This is a genomic window from Rhodococcus sp. AW25M09 (assembly GCF_000333955.1).
GTDB lineage: Bacteria > Actinomycetota > Actinomycetes > Mycobacteriales > Mycobacteriaceae > Rhodococcoides.
Genome location: NZ_CAPS01000026.1, coordinates 51,601 through 68,547 on the forward strand (window position 1 = coordinate 51,601; position 16,947 = coordinate 68,547).

A 16,947-nucleotide genomic window follows, 5' to 3' on the forward strand; every position below is an offset into this window, starting at 1 on the left:
AGAAGAAAAAGCGTTGTCGCTCGAACTCGCGCCACGACTAGCATCGCCCCATGGCTCTTCCACACTCGAAGGTGTATTTCGGCGATCGTTTGGTCGACGCGCAGGACGCGACGCTCGGAGTCGCCACCTCGGCCGTTCTGTACGGTCTGAGCGTCTATACGGTGTTCCCGGTCCAGGTGGACGGCGAACGCCGTACGGCGTTTCGGTTGCTCGATCACTACCAGCGGCTCGTCGAGTCCTGCAAGATCATCGGGATCGACACCTTTGCATCGGAGTGGACCTTCGAGAGATTCGTGCAGGTCACTCGTGATGTGGTGGCCGCCAATGCCCCGACGACCGAGGTCTACGTTCGCGCCACCGTCCACGTCGACGAGTCGATCCCCGGAACCCGGGTGCGTGGACTGCACACCACGGTGTCCATCTTTCTGTACGACGCCAATCCGATTGTCCCGCAGGACGGGATGCGGCTGAAGACGAGTGTCTGGCGGCGAATCCCGGACAATGCCATTCCTTCTCGCGCCAAGGTGAACGGTGCGTACGTCAATTCTGTTCTGGCCAAACAGGATGCGATCGACAGTGGCTTCGACGACTGCATCTTTCTCGACATCAACGGTCACGTCTGCGAACTCAGTGCGGCGAATATCTTCCTCGTCAGAAACGGAGTGCTCGGCACCCCGGACGTCACCAGCGACATCCTCGACGGCATCAACCGTCGGACGATTCTGACCCTGGCGCGCGAGGAAGGCCTCACGGTTCAGGAGCGCACCGTCGACCTCACCGAGCTGTACATCGCCGACGAGGTTTTCGTGTGTGGAACCTCGGCCGGTGTTGCCCCGGTGTACGAAATCGATGGGCGCGCAATAGGAACGAGGGGGACCGGCCCGGTGACGCTGACTCTGCGTAAGCGTCACCAGGCCGCACTCACCAGCGACGTAGTGCACGGCTGGGTGAGCGAGCTGTAACGGCTACGCCGGGCAGGTCGACTCGAGTCCGGCAATGAGCGCGGTGCTGGCGTACTGAAACAGGGGATCGGTGGCGGGGTCAGGAGCCGCGGAGGTCCAGGACAGTGATACTTGACGCTCCCCGTCCGGGCTCGCGAACGCGAGCGTGCTGTAGCCGAAGCCGTTGCCGCGCTGCCCGAATACGAGTTCGCCGGAACCAGGATTGCAGGCATCGCCGCCGAGGAGCAGACCGAGTCCGTAGGCCGAGGGGGTCACGACCTGCATCTCCTGAACGAGATTGGCCGGGAGGAGGGTGCCGTCGAACAGTCCGCGGAAGAACGTGTTCAGATCGCCGACCGTGGACACCACTGCAGCCCCCGAGGACCAGATGCTCGCGTCGAAGTCGGTGACATCGGTGTACGTCCCGTTCTCCAGAACGTAGCCGTGCAGGGCATCGTCAGCGATTGCGGCATCGGTCGGGTAGTCGGTGTAGGTCATGTCGAGTGGATCGAAGATCCTGTCCTGCAACGACTGCCCGATGCTTTTGCCGTCCAGATCGGCGACGATGCGTCCGAGCACAACGTAGTTGGTGTTCGAGTAGACGAACTCGGACCCCGGCTCGGTGGTCCACGGCAGCGCCAACGCGTCGGAGATCAGCTCGTCATCGGTGACTACGTCAGCTGACCTGGACGCGATGGCGGCGGCACTGTCGAATCCGTTGAGGTAGTCCGGCAGTCCGCTGGTGTGATCGGGGAGCTGGCGGATGGTCACCGGCTTGGGCAGCAGTCCGGGCAATAGTTCGTCGACCTGCTGATCGAGTTGTACCTTCCCCTCGTCGACCAACTGCAAGATCACCGCCGCGACCATCGGTTTGGTGACGCTCGCGATCCGCACCGGATACTCGGCGGACGCCGGCTCGGTGCCATCGCGTTCGACGAGACCTGCAGCCCCCGACCACGAACTCTCACCGTCACGCACCTGCGCGACCGCGGCAACGGATCCGGCGTCGACCAGAGCGTCCAAGGCAGCCTGGACGCCGTCGGTGCTGATGTTCCCGCTCGAGGGCGTGGTGGTTGTCGGCTCGACGGCTGAGGGCGATTCGCTGGAGGAACACCCGCTCAACAGCAGGGATGTCGACACGGTGAGGGCGGCGAGGACTCGTAGCTTGCTCATGTCTTCGACGCTATCGCCGTCGAGCTCAGAATTTCAGTGTCAAATGTCAGTGAATATCGATGAGCGCCATCGACCTATGGGTGCAGGTTCACCGTCGCGCACTCGCGTCCAGTAGAACTTTCGCTGCCTCCTTTGCGACAGCGGCAGATTCGGGCGACTCGCTGATGGCGGCGGTTGTCTGCGCACCCTCGGCGAGTAGGGCGATCTGCTGTCCGACGGTCGGCGCGCACCCGGCCTCGACGGCCAATTCGGTGACGTACTCGATGAAGTTCTTCTTGTGCTGCTGCGCGGCGTCGGCGACCTCGGGCATCGTGCCACCCAGTTCGCCGAACGAGTTGATGAAGGCACAACCGTGAAAGTTGTCCTCGCGAAACCAGTGATCCAGGAAGTCGAAGATGGACAGCAGCTTTTCTCGCGGGGAGTCGTGCACCGCCGCTTCTGCGCGGATCCCGTCGTTCCACTGACCGGTGCGACCGCGAAGAACCTCGGCGACGATGGCGGTCTTCGACGGGAACAGCGAATACATGCGCTTGAGCGAGATCCCGGCTTTGGTGCGTAGCTCGTCCATCCCCACCGCCTGGATGCCACGCGCATAGAACAACTCGTCCGCGGCGTTCACCACGTCTGCCCGTCCGGTTTCCGTACTGGTCATCGCTTACCCCTTGCCGAGAGAACCAACGTTCTCTACAGTAGTGGATACGCGGAGAGAACGACCGTTCTCCCGCGTCGGACTTCACTCACGAAGGAAGGCGACACCATGGCGTACATCAAGGTCGACACCGAGAACTCCACCCCCGTCGAGGTCTACTACGAGGATCACGGCTCCGGACAGCCCGTCGTGCTCATCCACGGCTACCCGTTGGACGGCAACTCCTGGGAACGTCAGTCGGTCGCTCTGCTCGATGCCGGCTACCGCGTCATCACCTACGACCGTCGCGGCTTCGGGCAGTCGAGCAAGCCCACCGTCGGATACGAGTACGACACCTTCGCCGCCGACCTGGACAAGGTTCTGACCGAGCTGGATCTACGCGACGTCATCTTGGTCGGATTCTCCATGGGCACAGGTGAATTGGCCCGATACGCCGCGAAGTACGGCACCGATCGCGTCGCGAAGTTCGCGTTCTTGGCCTCGCTCGAGCCGTTCCTGCTGCAGACCGACGACAACCCCACCGGCGTTCCGCAGTCGGTGTTCGACGGCATCGAGAGCTCGGCCCGTGAAGACCGGTTCACCTGGTTCGAGAACTTCTACAAGGACTTCTACAACCTCGACGAGAACCTCGGCAGCCGCATCAGCGAGGCAACCGTTCGCGGGAGCTGGAACACCGCCACCACCAGCGCGCCCGTCGCCGCCTACGCCGTGGTGCCCAGCTGGCTCGAGGACTTCCGCGGCGACGTGGAGAAAGTTCGCGAGTCCGGCAAGCCGACGCTGATCCTGCACGGCACTGCGGACAACATTCTGCCGATCGATTCGACCGGCCGTCAGTTCCACAAGGTCTTCCCGGAGGCCACCTACGTCGAGGTCGAGGGCGCTCCGCACGGACTGCTGTGGACGCACTTCCAGGACGTGAACGACGCGCTGCTCGCGTTCGTGAAGTAAGAGCCCTACGGCGGTAGGCATGCAGGCCTGCCGCCGAGTGGGCTGCTAGACCGCGACGACGCCGTCGTGGTCGCTGTAGACGATCTCGCCCGGGTTGAAGGTCACCCCACCGAAGGTCACCGGGACGTTCTTCTCGCCCGAGCCGGTCTGCGTGCTCTTGCGCGGGTTGGTGCCCAATGCCTTGACGCCGATCTCGAGGGTGCGCAGGATCGCGGAGTCGCGCACCGCGCCGTTGACGATCACTCCTGCCCAACCGTTGGTGACTCCGCGGCCCGCGATGATGTCGCCGACGAGTGCGGTGTGGACGCTGGCATCACCGTCGACTACCAGGACGCCACCGTTGCCCGGCTCGCTCAGCGTTTGCTTGACCAACAGATTGTCCTGAAAGCAGCGGATGGTGGTGATAGGCCCCACGAACTCGGTGTGCTTCCCGAACTGTATGAATTGTGTGTCGCAACTGCGGATATCGGGACCGATCTCGTCGGCCAAATCAGCTGTTGCCTTGAATTCCACGGGTGCAGTCATGCGCCACAGACTATCGCTCGGCCATCAACCGCGGCCGTGACGTCGCTCGTAGTCCTCGCGGGTGTGGTCGATGCGACTCTGAGCCTTGGCGTTGATCAGCTGCGGATCCAAGCCGTGAATGAGCAGGCGATGCCGCCGATACACGTTCATCAGAGCGATCGAGAAGTAGACCAACGGGATGAACAGCAATGACATCATCGCCAACGACATCCACAGTGGACCCGGGATCAGTAGAAACAACAGCAACAAGGGAACGACGGGCACGATGAACCGCGCGATGTAGCGAATCTGCGCCCCGTTGCCGACGAGATCCTTACGTACCCAATCCTGCATCGAGTCGGGCAGCACCCGGCCGAACGAGTAGCCCAGGAATTGCAGCGGGGTGGGCGTCGTGCGTGGGGTGGTCATCGCGTCATGCTAGTCCCGTCCGGTCTTGGTACATCTCACCGTTGACTGCGGTTTATCTCATATGTGACGATAACGTCAGCTAGGTCGCTGGCATCCAATAGAAGGACTTCGACTGTGATCGATCGCAGAACCATGCTCGGCGCGCTCGGTGCGGCGACGATTTCCGGAGCCGCCCTCTCGGCTCTGACCTCGGCAACGGCATCGGCATCCCCGACGCCGTCCGGAGGCGGAGTGATCGACGTGCACTCGCACATGGTGCCGGACTTCTACGTGCGGGAAGCCCTCGCGTCGGGCATCGTTTTTCCCGACGGGATGCCGAAGTGGCCGTCCTGGTCGGTCGGCGAACACCTGCAGATGATGGACGGCTGCGGCATCGACAGCGCGATCCTGTCGGTCTCCTCACCCGGAGTGCACTTCGGCGACGACGGCAAGGCGGCCGACTTGGCACGTCGTGTCAACGACTTCGGTGCCGGCGCGGTGGCCGGTCAACGACGCCTTGGCTTCTTCGCCTCGCTTCCGCTGCCGAACGTCGTCGACTCCGTGGTCGAGGCCATCCGCGCACTCGACCAGTTGGGGGCCGACGGCGTGACAGTGATGTCCAATGCCGGTGGAATCTATCTGGGCAATGCCGTGCTGGCGCCACTGCTCGCCGCCCTCGACGCGCGATCGGCGGTGGTCTTCGTCCATCCCACATCGCCACCGAACTCCGCTGCGGTATCCCTCGGGCGTCCGGCTCCGATGATCGAATTCCTTTTCGAGACAGCACGAACCGTCGTCGACCTGATTCTTCTCGGTGTGGTCGACCGATTCCCGAATATCCGCTGGGTGTTCACCCATGGCGGCGGGGTACTGCCACTGGTTGCCGATCGCGTCGACTTCTTCCGTACCCAGGTCGGCCTGGGTTCCCCGACGACGCCGGATGTGCTGCAGCGCTTGTGGTTCGACCTGGCCGGTACCCCGGTCCCGCGGCAACTGCCCGCATTGTTGTCGGTTGTCGGCCCCGATCGCCTGGTGTACGGCAGTGACTACTGCTTCACGCCGATCGCCGCTGTGCAGAATCAGCTGCGTTCGCTCGATTCCGGTGCCGCCGAGGGCGGACTCGGGAACTGGCGCGCCGCGACGAACGACAACGCTCGTACGCTGCTGAAACTCTGACCTGTGAGGGGCGAGTGGAATCTATGAACACCCAAGCATTGCAACCGATTTCCGAGCACTGGGATTGGCAGATGCGAGCCTCCTGCCGCTCGATGCCGGTCTCGATGTTCTATCCACCTCTGGGGATGAGGGGGTACTCGTTGAGGAATCTCGAGCGACAGGCCAAGCTCGTGTGCGACCGATGCCCCGTGATCTTGCAGTGCCTGCGGCACGCGCTCGATTCCGACGAGAGGCACGGAGTGTGGGGCGGATCGACCGCACACGAGCGGTCCCGGATGACTCGCGTTACTCCTGCCGAGCGGCATTCGCAACGATGACATCGCGAACGTACTGCGCCAAGCCCGGTGCAATGTCGTTGTAGTGCTTGGCGAATCGCTCGTCCGAGATGTACGTCTCCGCCAGGTTCACGTGCATCTCGTGGTTGCAGTCGTAGTGCCGAGCGATGGTCGCCCGGTGACGTTCGGCCAGCACTCCTGCCTCGGCCGAATCTGCAGCCACAGCGTTCTGCAGCGCAGCGGCGAAATCTGCTTCCAGGCGGTCTGTTTCGTCCTTGATGGCCGCCCAGTCGTCCTTGGTGAACGACGCCGTTCGTTCCTGCGACTGCTTCCACGCGTCGGTCTCGCCCCAACGCTGCTCGGCCTCCTCGGCGTACTCCTCGCCCAGCCAGTTGTCGCCGAAGATCTCTCGCTGCTCCTCCGGAGTCAGTTGCATGCCCATCTTTTTCGCCTCCATCATCTTGTCCACGGCCGCAGCCATTGCGTGCAAGTGATCGATTCGTTCGTTCAACAGATCCCGCTGCCGACGCAGATGCGCCATCGCGTCGACCCCCGGATCGTCGAGCAGAGCCGCGACGGTCTCGAGCGGAAACCCGAGTTCGCGGTAGGTCAACACCTGATGCAGCCGCTCGACATCGGCCGACGAGTACGTCCGATAGCCCTTCGGGGTTCTCCCCGACGGCACCACCAGTGCGATCTCGTCGTAGTGATGCAGCGTTCGCACACTGACATTCACCAGCCGTGCGACTGCGCCGACCTGCATACTGTCCGAATCATGTCCGTAGGACGAATCACTCACGAACGACACTGTGCTGCCTCCCGTGGCGTGAGGGTCAAGACGAAGTTCGAGTCTCCTAGCGAATCACACGTTCGCAGCCGGAGGTCGGAACCCCGGCGAGGCGCTGCGCGAGCCAGTCGTATGCACCGGGGCGGCCGTTGGACTGAGCGAGCGTATGGTCCCCGGGAACTTCCTCGAGATGGACCGACGCACCTGCGGCGCACCACTGGTCCTGCACCGCCTCGGCCCCTTCCTTGGGGATGAGGAAGTCCTGGATGCCCTGGTAGATGTACGCCGGAGCCTCCGGCTTCTGCTGACCCATGCGGTTTTCCTCGACGATGGCCTTGGTGATCGGGTGGTCGAAGACATCAGGCACACTGGAGAGATTTCGCTGGTCCAACAGCAGTAGTCCCGTGTAGGACAACACATCTACGCATTGATCCTTCTGTGCCAGGGCCAGTCGCTTGCCGTTGTCGTTGGCGAGCTGCCGCATCTCCGGGTACTCCCGGGAGAGTCCGATCGTCGCCGCAGTGAACAAGCCCGATCCGATCTGGCCGTTCAGCGAGGTCTGCAGAATCTTGTAATCGGTCGGCGGGCCGCCGAACGCAACGCCGACGATGTTCAGCTCGGGTGCGTACTCGGGTGCCAACTGCGCGGCCCAACCCGAGGCGATCGCACCACCGGAATAACCGGTGATGCCGATCGGTGCAGCCGCGCTCACTCCCGCACTCTGGGACGCTCGGAGACCGTCGAGCACGGTGTGTCCGGAGACGAGACCGGCCGAGTAGGCCTGGCGCGGACCCTGATAATCGGTGACGACCACGGTGTAGCCGCGTCCGAGCAGAATGCGAACCTGGTCGACTTCCTTGTTGTTGCCGCGGGGGAGTGTGTACGACGGCGCGCACTTGTTTCCGAGCGAGTCCGTTGCCTCGTTGTAGGCGATGACGGGCCGGTCGCCGCCCCCGGTCCACGGCGCGTTCGGAGTGAGCACCGTCGTCGCGGCGGCGATGGGCCGGTTCTTGGAGTCGGTCGAGCGGAAGAGCAACTGCACGGACGAGGCCTCGGGAGTAACCGCGACGTCGCGGCGGTTCAGCACCGTGCCGGGCTGGAGATTGTCGTATCCGGCAGGCGGATCGAACCACGGATCACCGAGCGGAGTGGGTAGATATGCAGCGGGATCGCTCGGCGGCGAGATGAAGTCCTCGAGTGGACCGGCGTGGGCCGATCCTGCGAACGACAGCATCAATGCTGCAGCTCCGGCCAGAACGATTGTCTTGCGCATGGATCCCCACCCTGTTGCTTCGTACGCCCCGACGTCGAAGTAGACCGCTGTCCATCGTGCCACAGGGTCCGGCAACTTCGACCCTGTGAACTGAGCCCAAGACCAGGTAGGTTGTCTGTTACTCAAAACACTACTAACCAGTAGGGACATCGAAATGCCTGCACCGTCCGCCTCGACCTTCTCCCGGCTCGCTGACCTCATCGCCATTCCCGACGCCGAATCGCGACCGACGAAAACGATCACCGAGGTGTTCACCGGTAAGGAGCTGGCGACCATCCCGGTCGGCACCGCTGCCGATGCAACGGCTGCGGTTGCGCGTGCACGCGCAGCTCAGAAGGCATGGGCCAAGCGCCCGGTGTCCGAACGTGCCGAGATCTTCCACCGCTACCGAGACCTGGTGCTCGCCCATCGCGACGAGCTGATGGACATGGCACAGGCCGAGACCGGCAAGTCCCGTGCCGCGGCCCTCGAGGAAGTTCTCGACATCGCGATGACCTCGCGGCACTACGCGCGCACCGCCGCGAAGCTGCTGGCACCCAAGAAGGTCACCGGCATGTTGCCGGTGCTGACCAAGACGCGAGTCCGGTACCAGCCGAAGGGCATCGTCGGGATCATCTCCCCGTGGAATTACCCGATGACCCTGGCAGTCTCGGACGCTATCCCGGCCCTGCTGGCGGGCAACGGTGTGGTTCTCAAGCCCGACAGCCAGACCCCCTACTGCGCCCTCGCGTGCGTCGAACTGCTCTACAAGGCAGGTCTTCCTCGTGACCTGTTCGCCGTAGTGCCCGGTCCGGGCTCGGTGGTGGGCACCGCATTGGTCGAGAACACCGAGTACGTCATGTTCACCGGCTCCACCGCCACCGGTCAGCTACTGGCCGAGCAGGCCGGGCGTCGGCTCATCGGGTTCTCCGCCGAGCTCGGCGGCAAGAACGCCATGATCGTCGCCAAGGGTGCCAACCTGCGGGAGGTGTCCGACGCGGCCGTGCGAGCATGCTTCTCCAACTCAGGGCAGCTCTGCATCTCCATCGAACGCATCTACGTCGAGAAGTCGATCGCCGCCGAGTTCACCGAGAAGTTCGGGGAACGTGTCCGCAGCATGAGCCTCGGGGCGGATTACGATTTCGGCATCGAGATGGGCAGCCTCATCTCCGAGGACCAGATCAAGACTGTCTCGGCTCACGTCGACGACGCCAAGGTCAAGGGCGCGACCGTCATCGCCGGCGGCAAGGCTCGCCCCGACATCGGCCCGCTGTTCTACGAGCCGACGCTGCTGGCGAACGTGACCGAGGACATGGAGTGTGCGGCAGCGGAGACCTTCGGGCCGCTGGTGTCGATCTACCCCGTGGCCGACGTCGACGAGGCGATCGACAAGGCCAACGACACCGAGTACGGACTCAACGCCAGCGTCTGGGCCAAGACCAAGTCGCAGGGCGAAGCCATTGCTGCTCGGCTGCATTCGGGCACCGTCAACGTCGACGAGGGCTACGCGCCGACGTGGGGAACCACCGGTGCGCCGATGGGCGGCATGGGTGTATCCGGTATGGGGCGACGGCACGGAGCCGAAGGGCTGCTCAAGTACACCGAGCCGCAGACCATTGCCACCACTCGTCTGCTCAATCTCGGTGGGCCGCGCGGTCTTCCGCCGAAACTGTGGGCAAAGATCATGCCCCCCTTCGTCAAGGCGCTGAAGTACATTCCCGGTCGGTAGTACTGGGCCTGGTGGCGTAACCGTCGACGACGGGGGATGTTCTACGTAGCTCGTAGGACCGAAATGCTCAGTGACCTGCTGTAGATCGAGTCGGCTCCGACTCGATCCAGCATCGGCCACGACTGCAGATCGATTCCCTCGTCGTCGATCGCGTTCGTGGGTATGTCCCACACAGTGTTCCCGGTTCTGACGTCGATGCCCCGCAACACCTCGGGTCCGAACAGCGTGGCGACGTCGCCGTCCAGCGCGCCGACAGCAGAGAACCTTCCCGCGTCGTGGCTCCAGAGCAGGTCTCCGGTGTCGAGATCGACAGCGGATTCGGTGGCAGTGGCGTCGTCGCGGAGCAGTGCCACCGACCCCGCGACGGCGTGAACGAGCCCGTTCGTGGTCAGAAACCTCGCGGCCGGACCGCTGACGTCTGCCGGAACGTCCCAGAGCAGTGCGTCGTTCGTCCAGACCGGATCGGGATCGGACGGTCGGTATCCGCCGGTGCCGAGCAACAACGGACTCGACTCCGCGGGAGAGCCGAACGTCGGCCGCTGAACGGTCACGGAATCCGTTGCAGCGAGAACTGTTCCCTCGGTATCGACAATCTCCGAACCCGTGACCGAACCGGGATCGGAACAGTCGATGCGAACCACCCGTACCGCGCCGCCCCGGGACGCGGTGCCGGACCGAGCACAGTCGGGAGCTGTTCTGGACCAGAGGTTCTCTCCGGTGCCGAGGTCGAATGCGAACACTCCGCGGGCATCCTCGAAGATGCCGACCCCGTTCTCGGTGCGCAACATGGAGGCGGACGACGAACTCCCCGCGGACGCGGAATCGAACTGCACCGACCAGTCCGCGTCGAGGGCGTCGGCCGTGCCGCGGGAGATCGTCGGCCGGGCACCGTCGTCCATCGGGTGTGAGGTGTACACGTGATGATCGAGCGTGGTCAGGTTCGTGATGGGGAACGCCGCGTCCCGAGTGTTCGATTCCCCGGATCTGCCGTCGACAGTGAGGATTTCGGACTCCGAGCCGCTGCTGCCGCGATAGCAGACCACCTGTCCGTCGACGAATTCCTCGCCGCAGCCGACGGTGCCCGTTGCCGGAACGCGCCACAGCAGCGCACCGTCGGCGATGTCGAGACCCACCAGCTCCGGTTCGACGAAGTTTCGCCCGTCCACCACACCGACGAGGGTGACGACCGTCGAACCGTCGGTGATGGAACCGGACTCCATCGAATCGGTGTCGCTACCGGCAGCGGGGTCGCGGAATTGGCCGCCCGGGGCACCGACCTCCGCGGTAGTGAGCGTCCATCCCAGACCGGGAGCTGCTCCCGTCGCGCCGTCCACGGGGGTGCCGGCCTGCGGCGGCGTCTTCTCGGCTGCACACGATGCGCAGGCAAGAGCGGCTGCCAGGACCGCCGCGGCGGCGGACATTTGCAGACGACGTGTCATGGAAGCATCCCCCGCCTGTGTAGAAACGACTGAAGTGGTGGTCCGACCGGCACCCGAGCATATAGAGAACGACAATTCCCCGCACTCCCGATGGGGAGTGCGGGGAATTGTCCTGCCACGCGAACTAGTTGACGCTCTGGCCGTTCAGTCCGGCATGTGCGTAATCGTTGCGACTGTCGGGAATGTGGTTGTCTCCCAACACCCGCGCAACCTGCTCCTCGCTGAGTCCGAGGCGGCGAAGCCGCTCGCACACCGCGTCGAAGTCGATCATCTTCGCATCGAGTTCATGTTGCAGGGCAACGACTTCGGCGCGGAGGATCTCGGCCTCGTCGAGTGCGGCCAAGGTGTCACTCGGCTCGGGCAGCAGCAGCGCGAGCAGTCGATCACGTGCATCGGCGTTCAGGCCCTCGAAGGGACGCTGCCCCGGCTGGGCTTCGTGGCGACCCTCGACCCGACGATCGGTGCCGTAGTCGGCCGAGACGTACTCCTGGGTCGCGCCGTAGGACGGGATCTCGGCGAGCTGGTCCTGCGGCTCGTCCACCGGTCCTGGCGCGGGTGTCGACGCGATGTCGATCGTCTGGCGCAGTGGGCGGTTCGGGATGAAAACCACTGCGATCAACGTGACGATCGCGACGAAACCGGCGACCATGAAGATGCGTCCGGTCGCATCACCGTAGGCGGTGCGGATGACGTTGACGATCGGTGCGGGCAGCGAGGCGAGATCGAGTGATCCACCGCCGCTGGCCGAGCTGTCCACGCCCAGCTGAGCCAGACCGGCTGCCGACTTCTCGGCGACCCGGGTAGCCAACAGCGATCCGAGAACCGAGACGCCGATTGCGCCGCCGAAGGTACGGAAGAACGCAACGGTCGACGATGCGGCACCGACGTTCTGCACGCTGACCGTGTTCTGCACTGCAAGCACGAGATTCTGCATCAGCATGCCGGTACCGAGGCCGACGATGGTGATGAAGATACCGACCGTGACCAGGCTGGTGGCGTGGTCGATGGTGCCCAGGAGCAGGAATCCGACGACCAGCAGAACGGAACCGGTGACGATGAACGGCTTCCATTTACCGAACTTGGTGATGAGCTGGCCGGAGCCGACGGAGGCGACGAGCATGCCGAACACCAGTGGGATGGAGAGCAATCCGGCTTCTGTCGGGCTGTACCCGCGAGCAGTCTGGAAGTACTGGCCGAGGAATGTGGTGGCCCCGAAGAGGCCGACACCGACTGCGATGGACGCGACGATGGCGAGGCCGGTGGTGCGCTCGGTGACGATCTTGAGCGGGATGATCGGTGACTTGTGACGGGCCTCGACGATGATCGTCAGGACCAGCAGCGCAACTCCGCCGCCGACCAGGTATGCCGTCTCACGTGAGATCCATGCGTAGTAGTCGGCCTTGCCTGCGAAGGAGACCCAGACGAGGAGAACGGACACGCCTGCGGTGAGCAGAAGCGCACCGAGCCAGTCGATCGAGACGTTGTCCTTGCGGACGGTCTTGATGTGCAGGGTCTTCTGCAGCAGGCCGAGGGCGACGACAGCCAGCGGGACACAGACGAAGAAGCACCAGCGCCAGCCGAGCGGGCTGTCGACGATGACGCCGCCCAGGATCGGGCCACCGGACATCGACACGGCCATGACCGCACCGGTGTAGCCGGAGTAGCGACCGCGATCACGCGGGGAGACGATGGTTCCGATGATGGCGATGACGAGTGCCGTCAAACCGCCCATTCCGATGCCCTGCACCACGCGAGCGGCCAGCAGGACCGGCACGTTGTGGGCGAAGCCGGCGATCATCGAGCCCGCGACGAAGATGAGAATCGCGCTCTGAACGAGGACCTTCTTGTTGAACAGGTCGGCGAGCTTGCCCCAGATGGGCGTCGACGCGGCGTTCGCCAGCAGGGCGGTGGTGATGACCCAGGCGTACGCGGTCTGCGAGCCTTTCAGGTCACCGATGATGGTGGGCAGAGCCGTCGAGACGATGGTGGTGCTCAGCAACGCGGTGAACAACGCCGCCAGCAGACCGGTGAGGGCTTCGAGGATCTGGCGGTGCGACATCGCGTCGGGATCGACGACTGCCGTATTGGGCGGGGTTTCCCCACTGGAAGGTGTGGTCATGTCTTATCTCGCAATCAATTCAATGCGTGCCACGTCCTGGTGATGGGCGTGGGCGTCTTCGGTGAACGTGTCGTTGAGCTTGCGAATGGATTCCAGGGCATCGAGTGCCTCGGTTTCGCTCCATTCGCTCAACATCTCTGCCAGGCGACGTGCTCGCCTGTCCCAAATCTGTTTCAGTCGAGCTTGGCCATCGTCGGACACACAGACCCGAGACGCTCTCTTGTCGTCCGGATCGGGGTGGCGATCGATGTAGCCGAGGTCGACGAGGTCCGCGATCTGCCGGCTGAGGGCGGACTGGCTGACGCAGAGCCTGCTGGCGAGGTCGGTCTGTCTGCATTCACCTTCGGTCGCCAGGATGGCCAGAACTCCGGTCAGTGCCTGTGGGAGAGGTGAATCCTCGACTCCGGTGGTCACGGCCCGCTTCAGCGTGCGCCCGAAGAGGAAGACCTCTTCGACCAGCGACTCCGCTGTTGTGGATTGAACTGCCATGAATGCTCCAACGCTGAGTGCGATTTACTTGCTGTCTGCAACCATATATATACATACATGCGCTAAGCAAATGATATTCCCTGTCTGGTGGATCACAGTCCGATTCTCATCGCGGATCGGCTCCTCGCATATCGATTCCAGCCGCCGATCGCAGGCATGATTCCGAAACTGGGGAGCCGATGGTCGGGGGCAGGCGATACCATCCGATGATGGACGTTGTGCGCGCGATGCCCCTGCTCACGGTCACCGATCTGGATGCGACGTTGGATGCGTACGTCCAGGTCACCGGCATGGAGGTCGTGATGAACCACGGATGGATCGCGACGCTCGCTCCGGCCGGTGACAGTTCGGCGCAGCTGAGTCTGATCACCACCGACCCCACCGGACCGATGAATCCGTCTGCGTCGATCGAAGTGGACGACGTGGACGCGGCCTATCGCGCCGCAGTGGCTGCCGACCTCGAGATCGTCTACGAGATCAGCAACGAGGAGTGGGGTGTACGCCGATTCTTCTTCCGCGACTCGAACGGCAATGTGGTGAACGTGCTCGGCCACCTGTGAGGTCAGCTGGGATACAGCAGGTCTCTCCGTAGGACACCGCGAAGGGTGTGGGCGGTGACGGTGATCCACGCCGCGAGAAGTACGGCGTACAGCGCCACTGCCAGGGCCTGAATGGCGCCGAAGTTCAGCGCAGCGCCCAGTGCGGTCGTCCCGGTGACGCAGGTGCCGATGGGGAACGTGAACGACCACCACGTCAACGAGAACCCCATGTTCCGACGCGCTGCGTGCACGGTCAGAGCAGTGGCGAGTGCGAACATCAGCGCGCCGAATCCGCCCATGATCAGCCCGTAGCCGATACCGAGAACATGCAGTCCGACGGCGACCGAGGATTGTGCGCCGGTGAACACCATCGATGCATCGGTGCCGAGCAAGTTGGCCGCGGTGATCGACTGACCGATCAATCCCAGCGTGATCCACACGGTCGGAGCCGCGGCGACCGGTAGCGGACCACCGTGCACCAGACGCCCGTAGATCAGAGTCATGATGATCATCCCGACGATCAACGACAGACCGAACATCGCATAGCATGCGCACAGCAGAGCGAGCCGCCACTGACCGTCGGGTACGTGGGGGAGCAGCAGTGCCCCGGTCGACGCCGACACCATGGGCGGTACGACGGGCATCAGCCAGGCCGGCAGCGCCGTTACAGAGAGATGGTCGGTGGAGGTGATCATCCGGTACGGCATGAGGACACTGGTGAACAGACCGAGGACTGTCCCGGCGAACCAGAGGGTGGCGAACACCGCTGTCGACGCGGTGGATCCGAGCAGATTCGCACCGAGTAGACCGGTACCCGCGCCGACGGTGAGCAATGCCATGGGCGGGGCGCCGTAGAACTGCATCATCACCGGGTGCCGCGCGTATTCGACGGCGCGGTCGCGGTGCCCGGTCCAATGCATCGCGAACGCCGCGCTGATCACGACCAGGGCTGCAACGGCAATCACCCAGACGGATACGGCGAAGACGTGCAGGGCGGGAAACTGAACGGGCAGGGTGGCGGCTGCGTTGGCGACGATCCCCGTACCCATCACGGCCGCGAACCAATTGGGGGTGATGTGCGCGACGGTCACCGTGCGCGGAACAGACGCGGTGGTGACGGACGCGGTGGTGACGGACGCGGCGGGGACTGTCGTGGTCATGACTCCAGCGTGCGTGCTCTCCGGTGAGTCCGGTAGGCACCGATTCGGGCGTTACTCATAACTCGAGGTTATGTCTGACGGTTCGCGGCCACCCCCAGCAACTCCGCAGCCGGCCCTGTTGGGTCGCGGCCGGCCGGCCAGATCGCCCTCAACTCTCGGCGAAGTGTGAGCCCGGGAATCGGCACGCGGATCAGCGTTCCGGCGGCCAGTTCGGGGGCGACGGCCAACGAGCTGAGAACTGCCCCGCCGATCCCCGCCCCGACGGCCGATTTGATGGCCGTTGTCGACGAGACCTCGAGCAGTGGTGTCGCGGGCTGCCCCAGACCTGCTGTGGCCAAAGCAGTTTCGTAGGCGGAGCGCGTTCCCGAACCTGCCTCTCGGGTGACCAACGCCGTGGTGACGATCTCGGCGGCCGAGGGCGGCGTAGTCGCCCAGGAGTGCCCCGGCGGCACCACGAGAACCAGCTCGTCGTGGGCGACGGTTCGATGTGCAAGGGCTGCAGGCACACTCGGACTCTCGATGAAACCGATGTCGGCACTGCCCGCCAATACCTTTTCGGCAACCACCGTCGAATTACCCGAACTCAGACTCGGAACGATGTGGGGGAGATGCGTATGGAGTGTGACCAACCAGCGCGGCAGAAGATACTCTGCAACAGTCTGACTCGCGGCGATCTGAACATGACCGATGCGTTCGGCGTGCAACGTGGCGATGGCTGTCGCCAATTCCGCGGCGGATCGAACGACCGGGGCAGCCCAACTTGCGACCAGCTCGCCGAACTCGGTCAGTACCGTCCCTCGCGCCCCGCGTCGCAACAGCGGAGCGCCCACACGCCGTTCCAGCGCCCGGATGCGCGCACTGGCCGCCGGCTGCGACATACCGTGGGCTCGACCCGCCCGCCCGATACTGCCGAGCTCGGCCACTGACAGCAGCAGGTCGATGCTGGTGAGATCGGCAACGTGAGGGGGAAGTGGCACAGGGCGAGCCTACGACGGTCGGAGTCAGAACTCGCTGAACAGGTCCAGCTCGGTATCGGTATCGGTATCGGTATCGACATCGTCGCCGTCGGATTCGCCCTCGGGTTCGGTGGCTGGGTCCTCGCGCTCGTGCAGCACCGAACCGACCAGCGCGGTGACGTCGATCGCGGCGGGGTCGGGGATCGGATGGCCCTCGACGAAGGCGAGTCGCTCGGCCGACAGGTACGCCAGCCGCACCGCCTGCACCACCAGGACGCGGCGCAACCCCTCGGAAACCTCCCCACGTTCTCGTGTGACAGCGGCCAGCCGTGCGATGGTCTCGGCCCGGCGAGCGATACGGATGTCGGGGTGTCCGCGCTCGCGCCGGATCTGTTCCGAGATC

17 protein-coding genes and 1 pseudogene are annotated in these 16,947 nt (G+C 64.1%); 6 read left to right on the plus strand and 12 right to left on the minus strand.

Features of this window, described 5'->3' with window-relative positions; translation table 11 throughout:
- Positions 1–50: 50 nt before the first annotated feature.
- Positions 51–962, plus strand: coding sequence for an aminotransferase class IV (locus tag RHODMAR_RS04955; RefSeq protein ID WP_008711921.1), 912 nt, complete (start codon positions 51–53; stop codon positions 960–962).
- A gap of 3 nt (positions 963–965) precedes the next feature.
- Here the strand turns inward: RHODMAR_RS04955 and RHODMAR_RS04960 are convergent, their stop codons facing one another.
- Positions 966–2,114 carry a serine hydrolase domain-containing protein gene (locus RHODMAR_RS04960; protein ID WP_008711924.1) on the minus strand — a complete coding sequence of 383 codons (1,149 nt, stop codon included), beginning with the start codon at positions 2,112–2,114 and terminating at the stop codon, positions 966–968.
- An 88-nt stretch (positions 2,115–2,202) separates the two neighbouring features.
- Positions 2,203–2,766 (minus strand): TetR/AcrR family transcriptional regulator, encoded by a 564-nt coding sequence (locus RHODMAR_RS04965; protein WP_008711927.1) that lies wholly within the window; start codon positions 2,764–2,766, stop codon positions 2,203–2,205.
- A gap of 105 nt (positions 2,767–2,871) precedes the next feature.
- On the opposite strand from RHODMAR_RS04965, the gene RHODMAR_RS04970 reads away from it, so the two are divergent.
- Entirely contained in the window at positions 2,872–3,711 is an 840-nt protein-coding gene (locus tag RHODMAR_RS04970; protein ID WP_008711929.1) for an alpha/beta fold hydrolase, read from the plus strand.
- A gap of 45 nt (positions 3,712–3,756) precedes the next feature.
- Here the strand turns inward: RHODMAR_RS04970 and rraA are convergent, their stop codons facing one another.
- Both rraA and RHODMAR_RS04980 read right to left on the minus strand, forming a co-directional pair.
- Positions 3,757–4,236: a ribonuclease E activity regulator RraA gene (gene rraA, locus RHODMAR_RS04975; protein WP_008711931.1), complete on the minus strand. Its 480-nt coding sequence runs from the start codon at positions 4,234–4,236 to the stop codon at positions 3,757–3,759.
- Positions 4,237–4,260: 24 nt separating this feature from the next.
- Positions 4,261–4,644 carry a DUF5313 family protein gene (locus RHODMAR_RS04980; protein ID WP_008711933.1) on the minus strand — a complete coding sequence of 128 codons (384 nt, stop codon included), beginning with the start codon at positions 4,642–4,644 and terminating at the stop codon, positions 4,261–4,263.
- A gap of 114 nt (positions 4,645–4,758) precedes the next feature.
- Between RHODMAR_RS04980 and RHODMAR_RS04985 the strand changes: the two genes are divergently transcribed.
- On the plus strand, positions 4,759–5,799 hold the full coding sequence (locus RHODMAR_RS04985) for an amidohydrolase family protein (RefSeq protein WP_157225988.1): 1,041 nt from the start codon (positions 4,759–4,761) through the stop codon (positions 5,797–5,799).
- Positions 5,800–5,870: 71 nt separating this feature from the next.
- Positions 5,871–6,116: a WhiB family transcriptional regulator gene (locus RHODMAR_RS27430; RefSeq protein WP_269744619.1), complete on the plus strand. Its 246-nt coding sequence runs from the start codon at positions 5,871–5,873 to the stop codon at positions 6,114–6,116.
- Here RHODMAR_RS27430 and RHODMAR_RS04995 read toward each other — a convergent pair.
- Together RHODMAR_RS04995 and RHODMAR_RS05000 are read right to left on the minus strand one after the other, a co-directional pair.
- Positions 6,085–6,837, minus strand: a complete 753-nt coding sequence (locus tag RHODMAR_RS04995) for a MerR family transcriptional regulator (protein WP_042938050.1) — start codon at positions 6,835–6,837, stop codon at positions 6,085–6,087. The two genes, RHODMAR_RS27430 and RHODMAR_RS04995, sit on opposite strands and share 32 nt — an antisense overlap.
- A 91-nt stretch (positions 6,838–6,928) precedes the next feature.
- Positions 6,929–8,134: a lipase family protein gene (locus tag RHODMAR_RS05000; protein ID WP_042938052.1), complete on the minus strand. Its 1,206-nt coding sequence runs from the start codon at positions 8,132–8,134 to the stop codon at positions 6,929–6,931.
- A 154-nt stretch (positions 8,135–8,288) separates the two neighbouring features.
- On the opposite strand from RHODMAR_RS05000, the gene RHODMAR_RS05005 reads away from it, so the two are divergent.
- On the plus strand, positions 8,289–9,842 hold the full coding sequence (locus RHODMAR_RS05005) for a succinic semialdehyde dehydrogenase (RefSeq protein WP_008711944.1): 1,554 nt from the start codon (positions 8,289–8,291) through the stop codon (positions 9,840–9,842).
- A 41-nt stretch (positions 9,843–9,883) separates the two neighbouring features.
- On the opposite strand, the gene RHODMAR_RS05010 is transcribed toward RHODMAR_RS05005, so the two are convergent.
- From RHODMAR_RS05010 to RHODMAR_RS05020, 3 genes are all read right to left on the minus strand, one after another.
- The gene (locus RHODMAR_RS05010; protein WP_008711946.1) at positions 9,884–11,281 is read right to left on the minus strand and encodes an outer membrane protein assembly factor BamB family protein; all 1,398 of its coding nucleotides are present in this window, start codon (positions 11,279–11,281) and stop codon (positions 9,884–9,886) included.
- 124 nt (positions 11,282–11,405) lie between these two features.
- Positions 11,406–13,400, minus strand: a complete 1,995-nt coding sequence (locus RHODMAR_RS05015) for an MDR family MFS transporter (RefSeq protein ID WP_008711948.1) — start codon at positions 13,398–13,400, stop codon at positions 11,406–11,408.
- A gap of 3 nt (positions 13,401–13,403) precedes the next feature.
- Entirely contained in the window at positions 13,404–13,889 is a 486-nt protein-coding gene (locus RHODMAR_RS05020) for a MarR family winged helix-turn-helix transcriptional regulator (RefSeq protein ID WP_008711949.1), read from the minus strand.
- A gap of 209 nt (positions 13,890–14,098) precedes the next feature.
- Here RHODMAR_RS05020 and RHODMAR_RS05025 point away from each other — a divergent pair, with 209 nt between their 5' ends.
- Entirely contained in the window at positions 14,099–14,449 is a 351-nt protein-coding gene (locus RHODMAR_RS05025; protein WP_042938028.1) for a VOC family protein, read from the plus strand.
- Positions 14,450–14,451: 2 nt separating this feature from the next.
- On the opposite strand, the gene RHODMAR_RS05030 is transcribed toward RHODMAR_RS05025, so the two are convergent.
- The 3 genes and pseudogenes from RHODMAR_RS05030 to RHODMAR_RS05040 form a co-directional block, all read right to left on the minus strand.
- Positions 14,452–15,588, minus strand: a complete 1,137-nt coding sequence (locus RHODMAR_RS05030; RefSeq protein WP_008711952.1) for a TDT family transporter — start codon at positions 15,586–15,588, stop codon at positions 14,452–14,454.
- A gap of 68 nt (positions 15,589–15,656) precedes the next feature.
- Positions 15,657–16,565, minus strand: a complete 909-nt coding sequence (locus RHODMAR_RS05035; RefSeq protein WP_008711954.1) for a LysR family transcriptional regulator — start codon at positions 16,563–16,565, stop codon at positions 15,657–15,659.
- A 24-nt stretch (positions 16,566–16,589) separates the two neighbouring features.
- A pseudogene (locus tag RHODMAR_RS05040) lies at positions 16,590–16,947 on the minus strand (hypothetical protein); the annotation flags it as partial.

Bases quoted from the DNA above. Each gene is read 5' to 3' on its own strand.
- RHODMAR_RS05030 (WP_008711952.1), bottom strand. From the start codon at position 15,588: ATGACCACGACAGTCCCCGCCGCGTCCGTCACCACCGCGTCCGTCACC.
- RHODMAR_RS04965 (WP_008711927.1), bottom strand. From the start codon at position 2,766: ATGACCAGTACGGAAACCGGACGGGCAGACGTGGTGAACGCCGCGGAC.
- RHODMAR_RS05010 (WP_008711946.1), bottom strand. From the start codon at position 11,281: ATGACACGTCGTCTGCAAATGTCCGCCGCCGCGGCGGTCCTGGCAGCC.
- RHODMAR_RS04960 (WP_008711924.1), bottom strand. From the start codon at position 2,114: ATGAGCAAGCTACGAGTCCTCGCCGCCCTCACCGTGTCGACATCCCTG.
- RHODMAR_RS05000 (WP_042938052.1), bottom strand. From the start codon at position 8,134: ATGCGCAAGACAATCGTTCTGGCCGGAGCTGCAGCATTGATGCTGTCG.
- RHODMAR_RS27430 (WP_269744619.1), top strand. From the start codon at position 5,871: ATGCGAGCCTCCTGCCGCTCGATGCCGGTCTCGATGTTCTATCCACCT.
- RHODMAR_RS05015 (WP_008711948.1), bottom strand. From the start codon at position 13,400: ATGACCACACCTTCCAGTGGGGAAACCCCGCCCAATACGGCAGTCGTC.
- RHODMAR_RS04955 (WP_008711921.1), top strand. From the start codon at position 51: ATGGCTCTTCCACACTCGAAGGTGTATTTCGGCGATCGTTTGGTCGAC.
- RHODMAR_RS05005 (WP_008711944.1), top strand. From the start codon at position 8,289: ATGCCTGCACCGTCCGCCTCGACCTTCTCCCGGCTCGCTGACCTCATC.
- RHODMAR_RS05020 (WP_008711949.1), bottom strand. From the start codon at position 13,889: ATGGCAGTTCAATCCACAACAGCGGAGTCGCTGGTCGAAGAGGTCTTC.
- RHODMAR_RS05025 (WP_042938028.1), top strand. From the start codon at position 14,099: ATGGACGTTGTGCGCGCGATGCCCCTGCTCACGGTCACCGATCTGGAT.
- RHODMAR_RS04995 (WP_042938050.1), bottom strand. From the start codon at position 6,837: ATGCAGGTCGGCGCAGTCGCACGGCTGGTGAATGTCAGTGTGCGAACG.
- RHODMAR_RS04970 (WP_008711929.1), top strand. From the start codon at position 2,872: ATGGCGTACATCAAGGTCGACACCGAGAACTCCACCCCCGTCGAGGTC.
- rraA (WP_008711931.1), bottom strand. From the start codon at position 4,236: ATGACTGCACCCGTGGAATTCAAGGCAACAGCTGATTTGGCCGACGAG.
- RHODMAR_RS04980 (WP_008711933.1), bottom strand. From the start codon at position 4,644: ATGACCACCCCACGCACGACGCCCACCCCGCTGCAATTCCTGGGCTAC.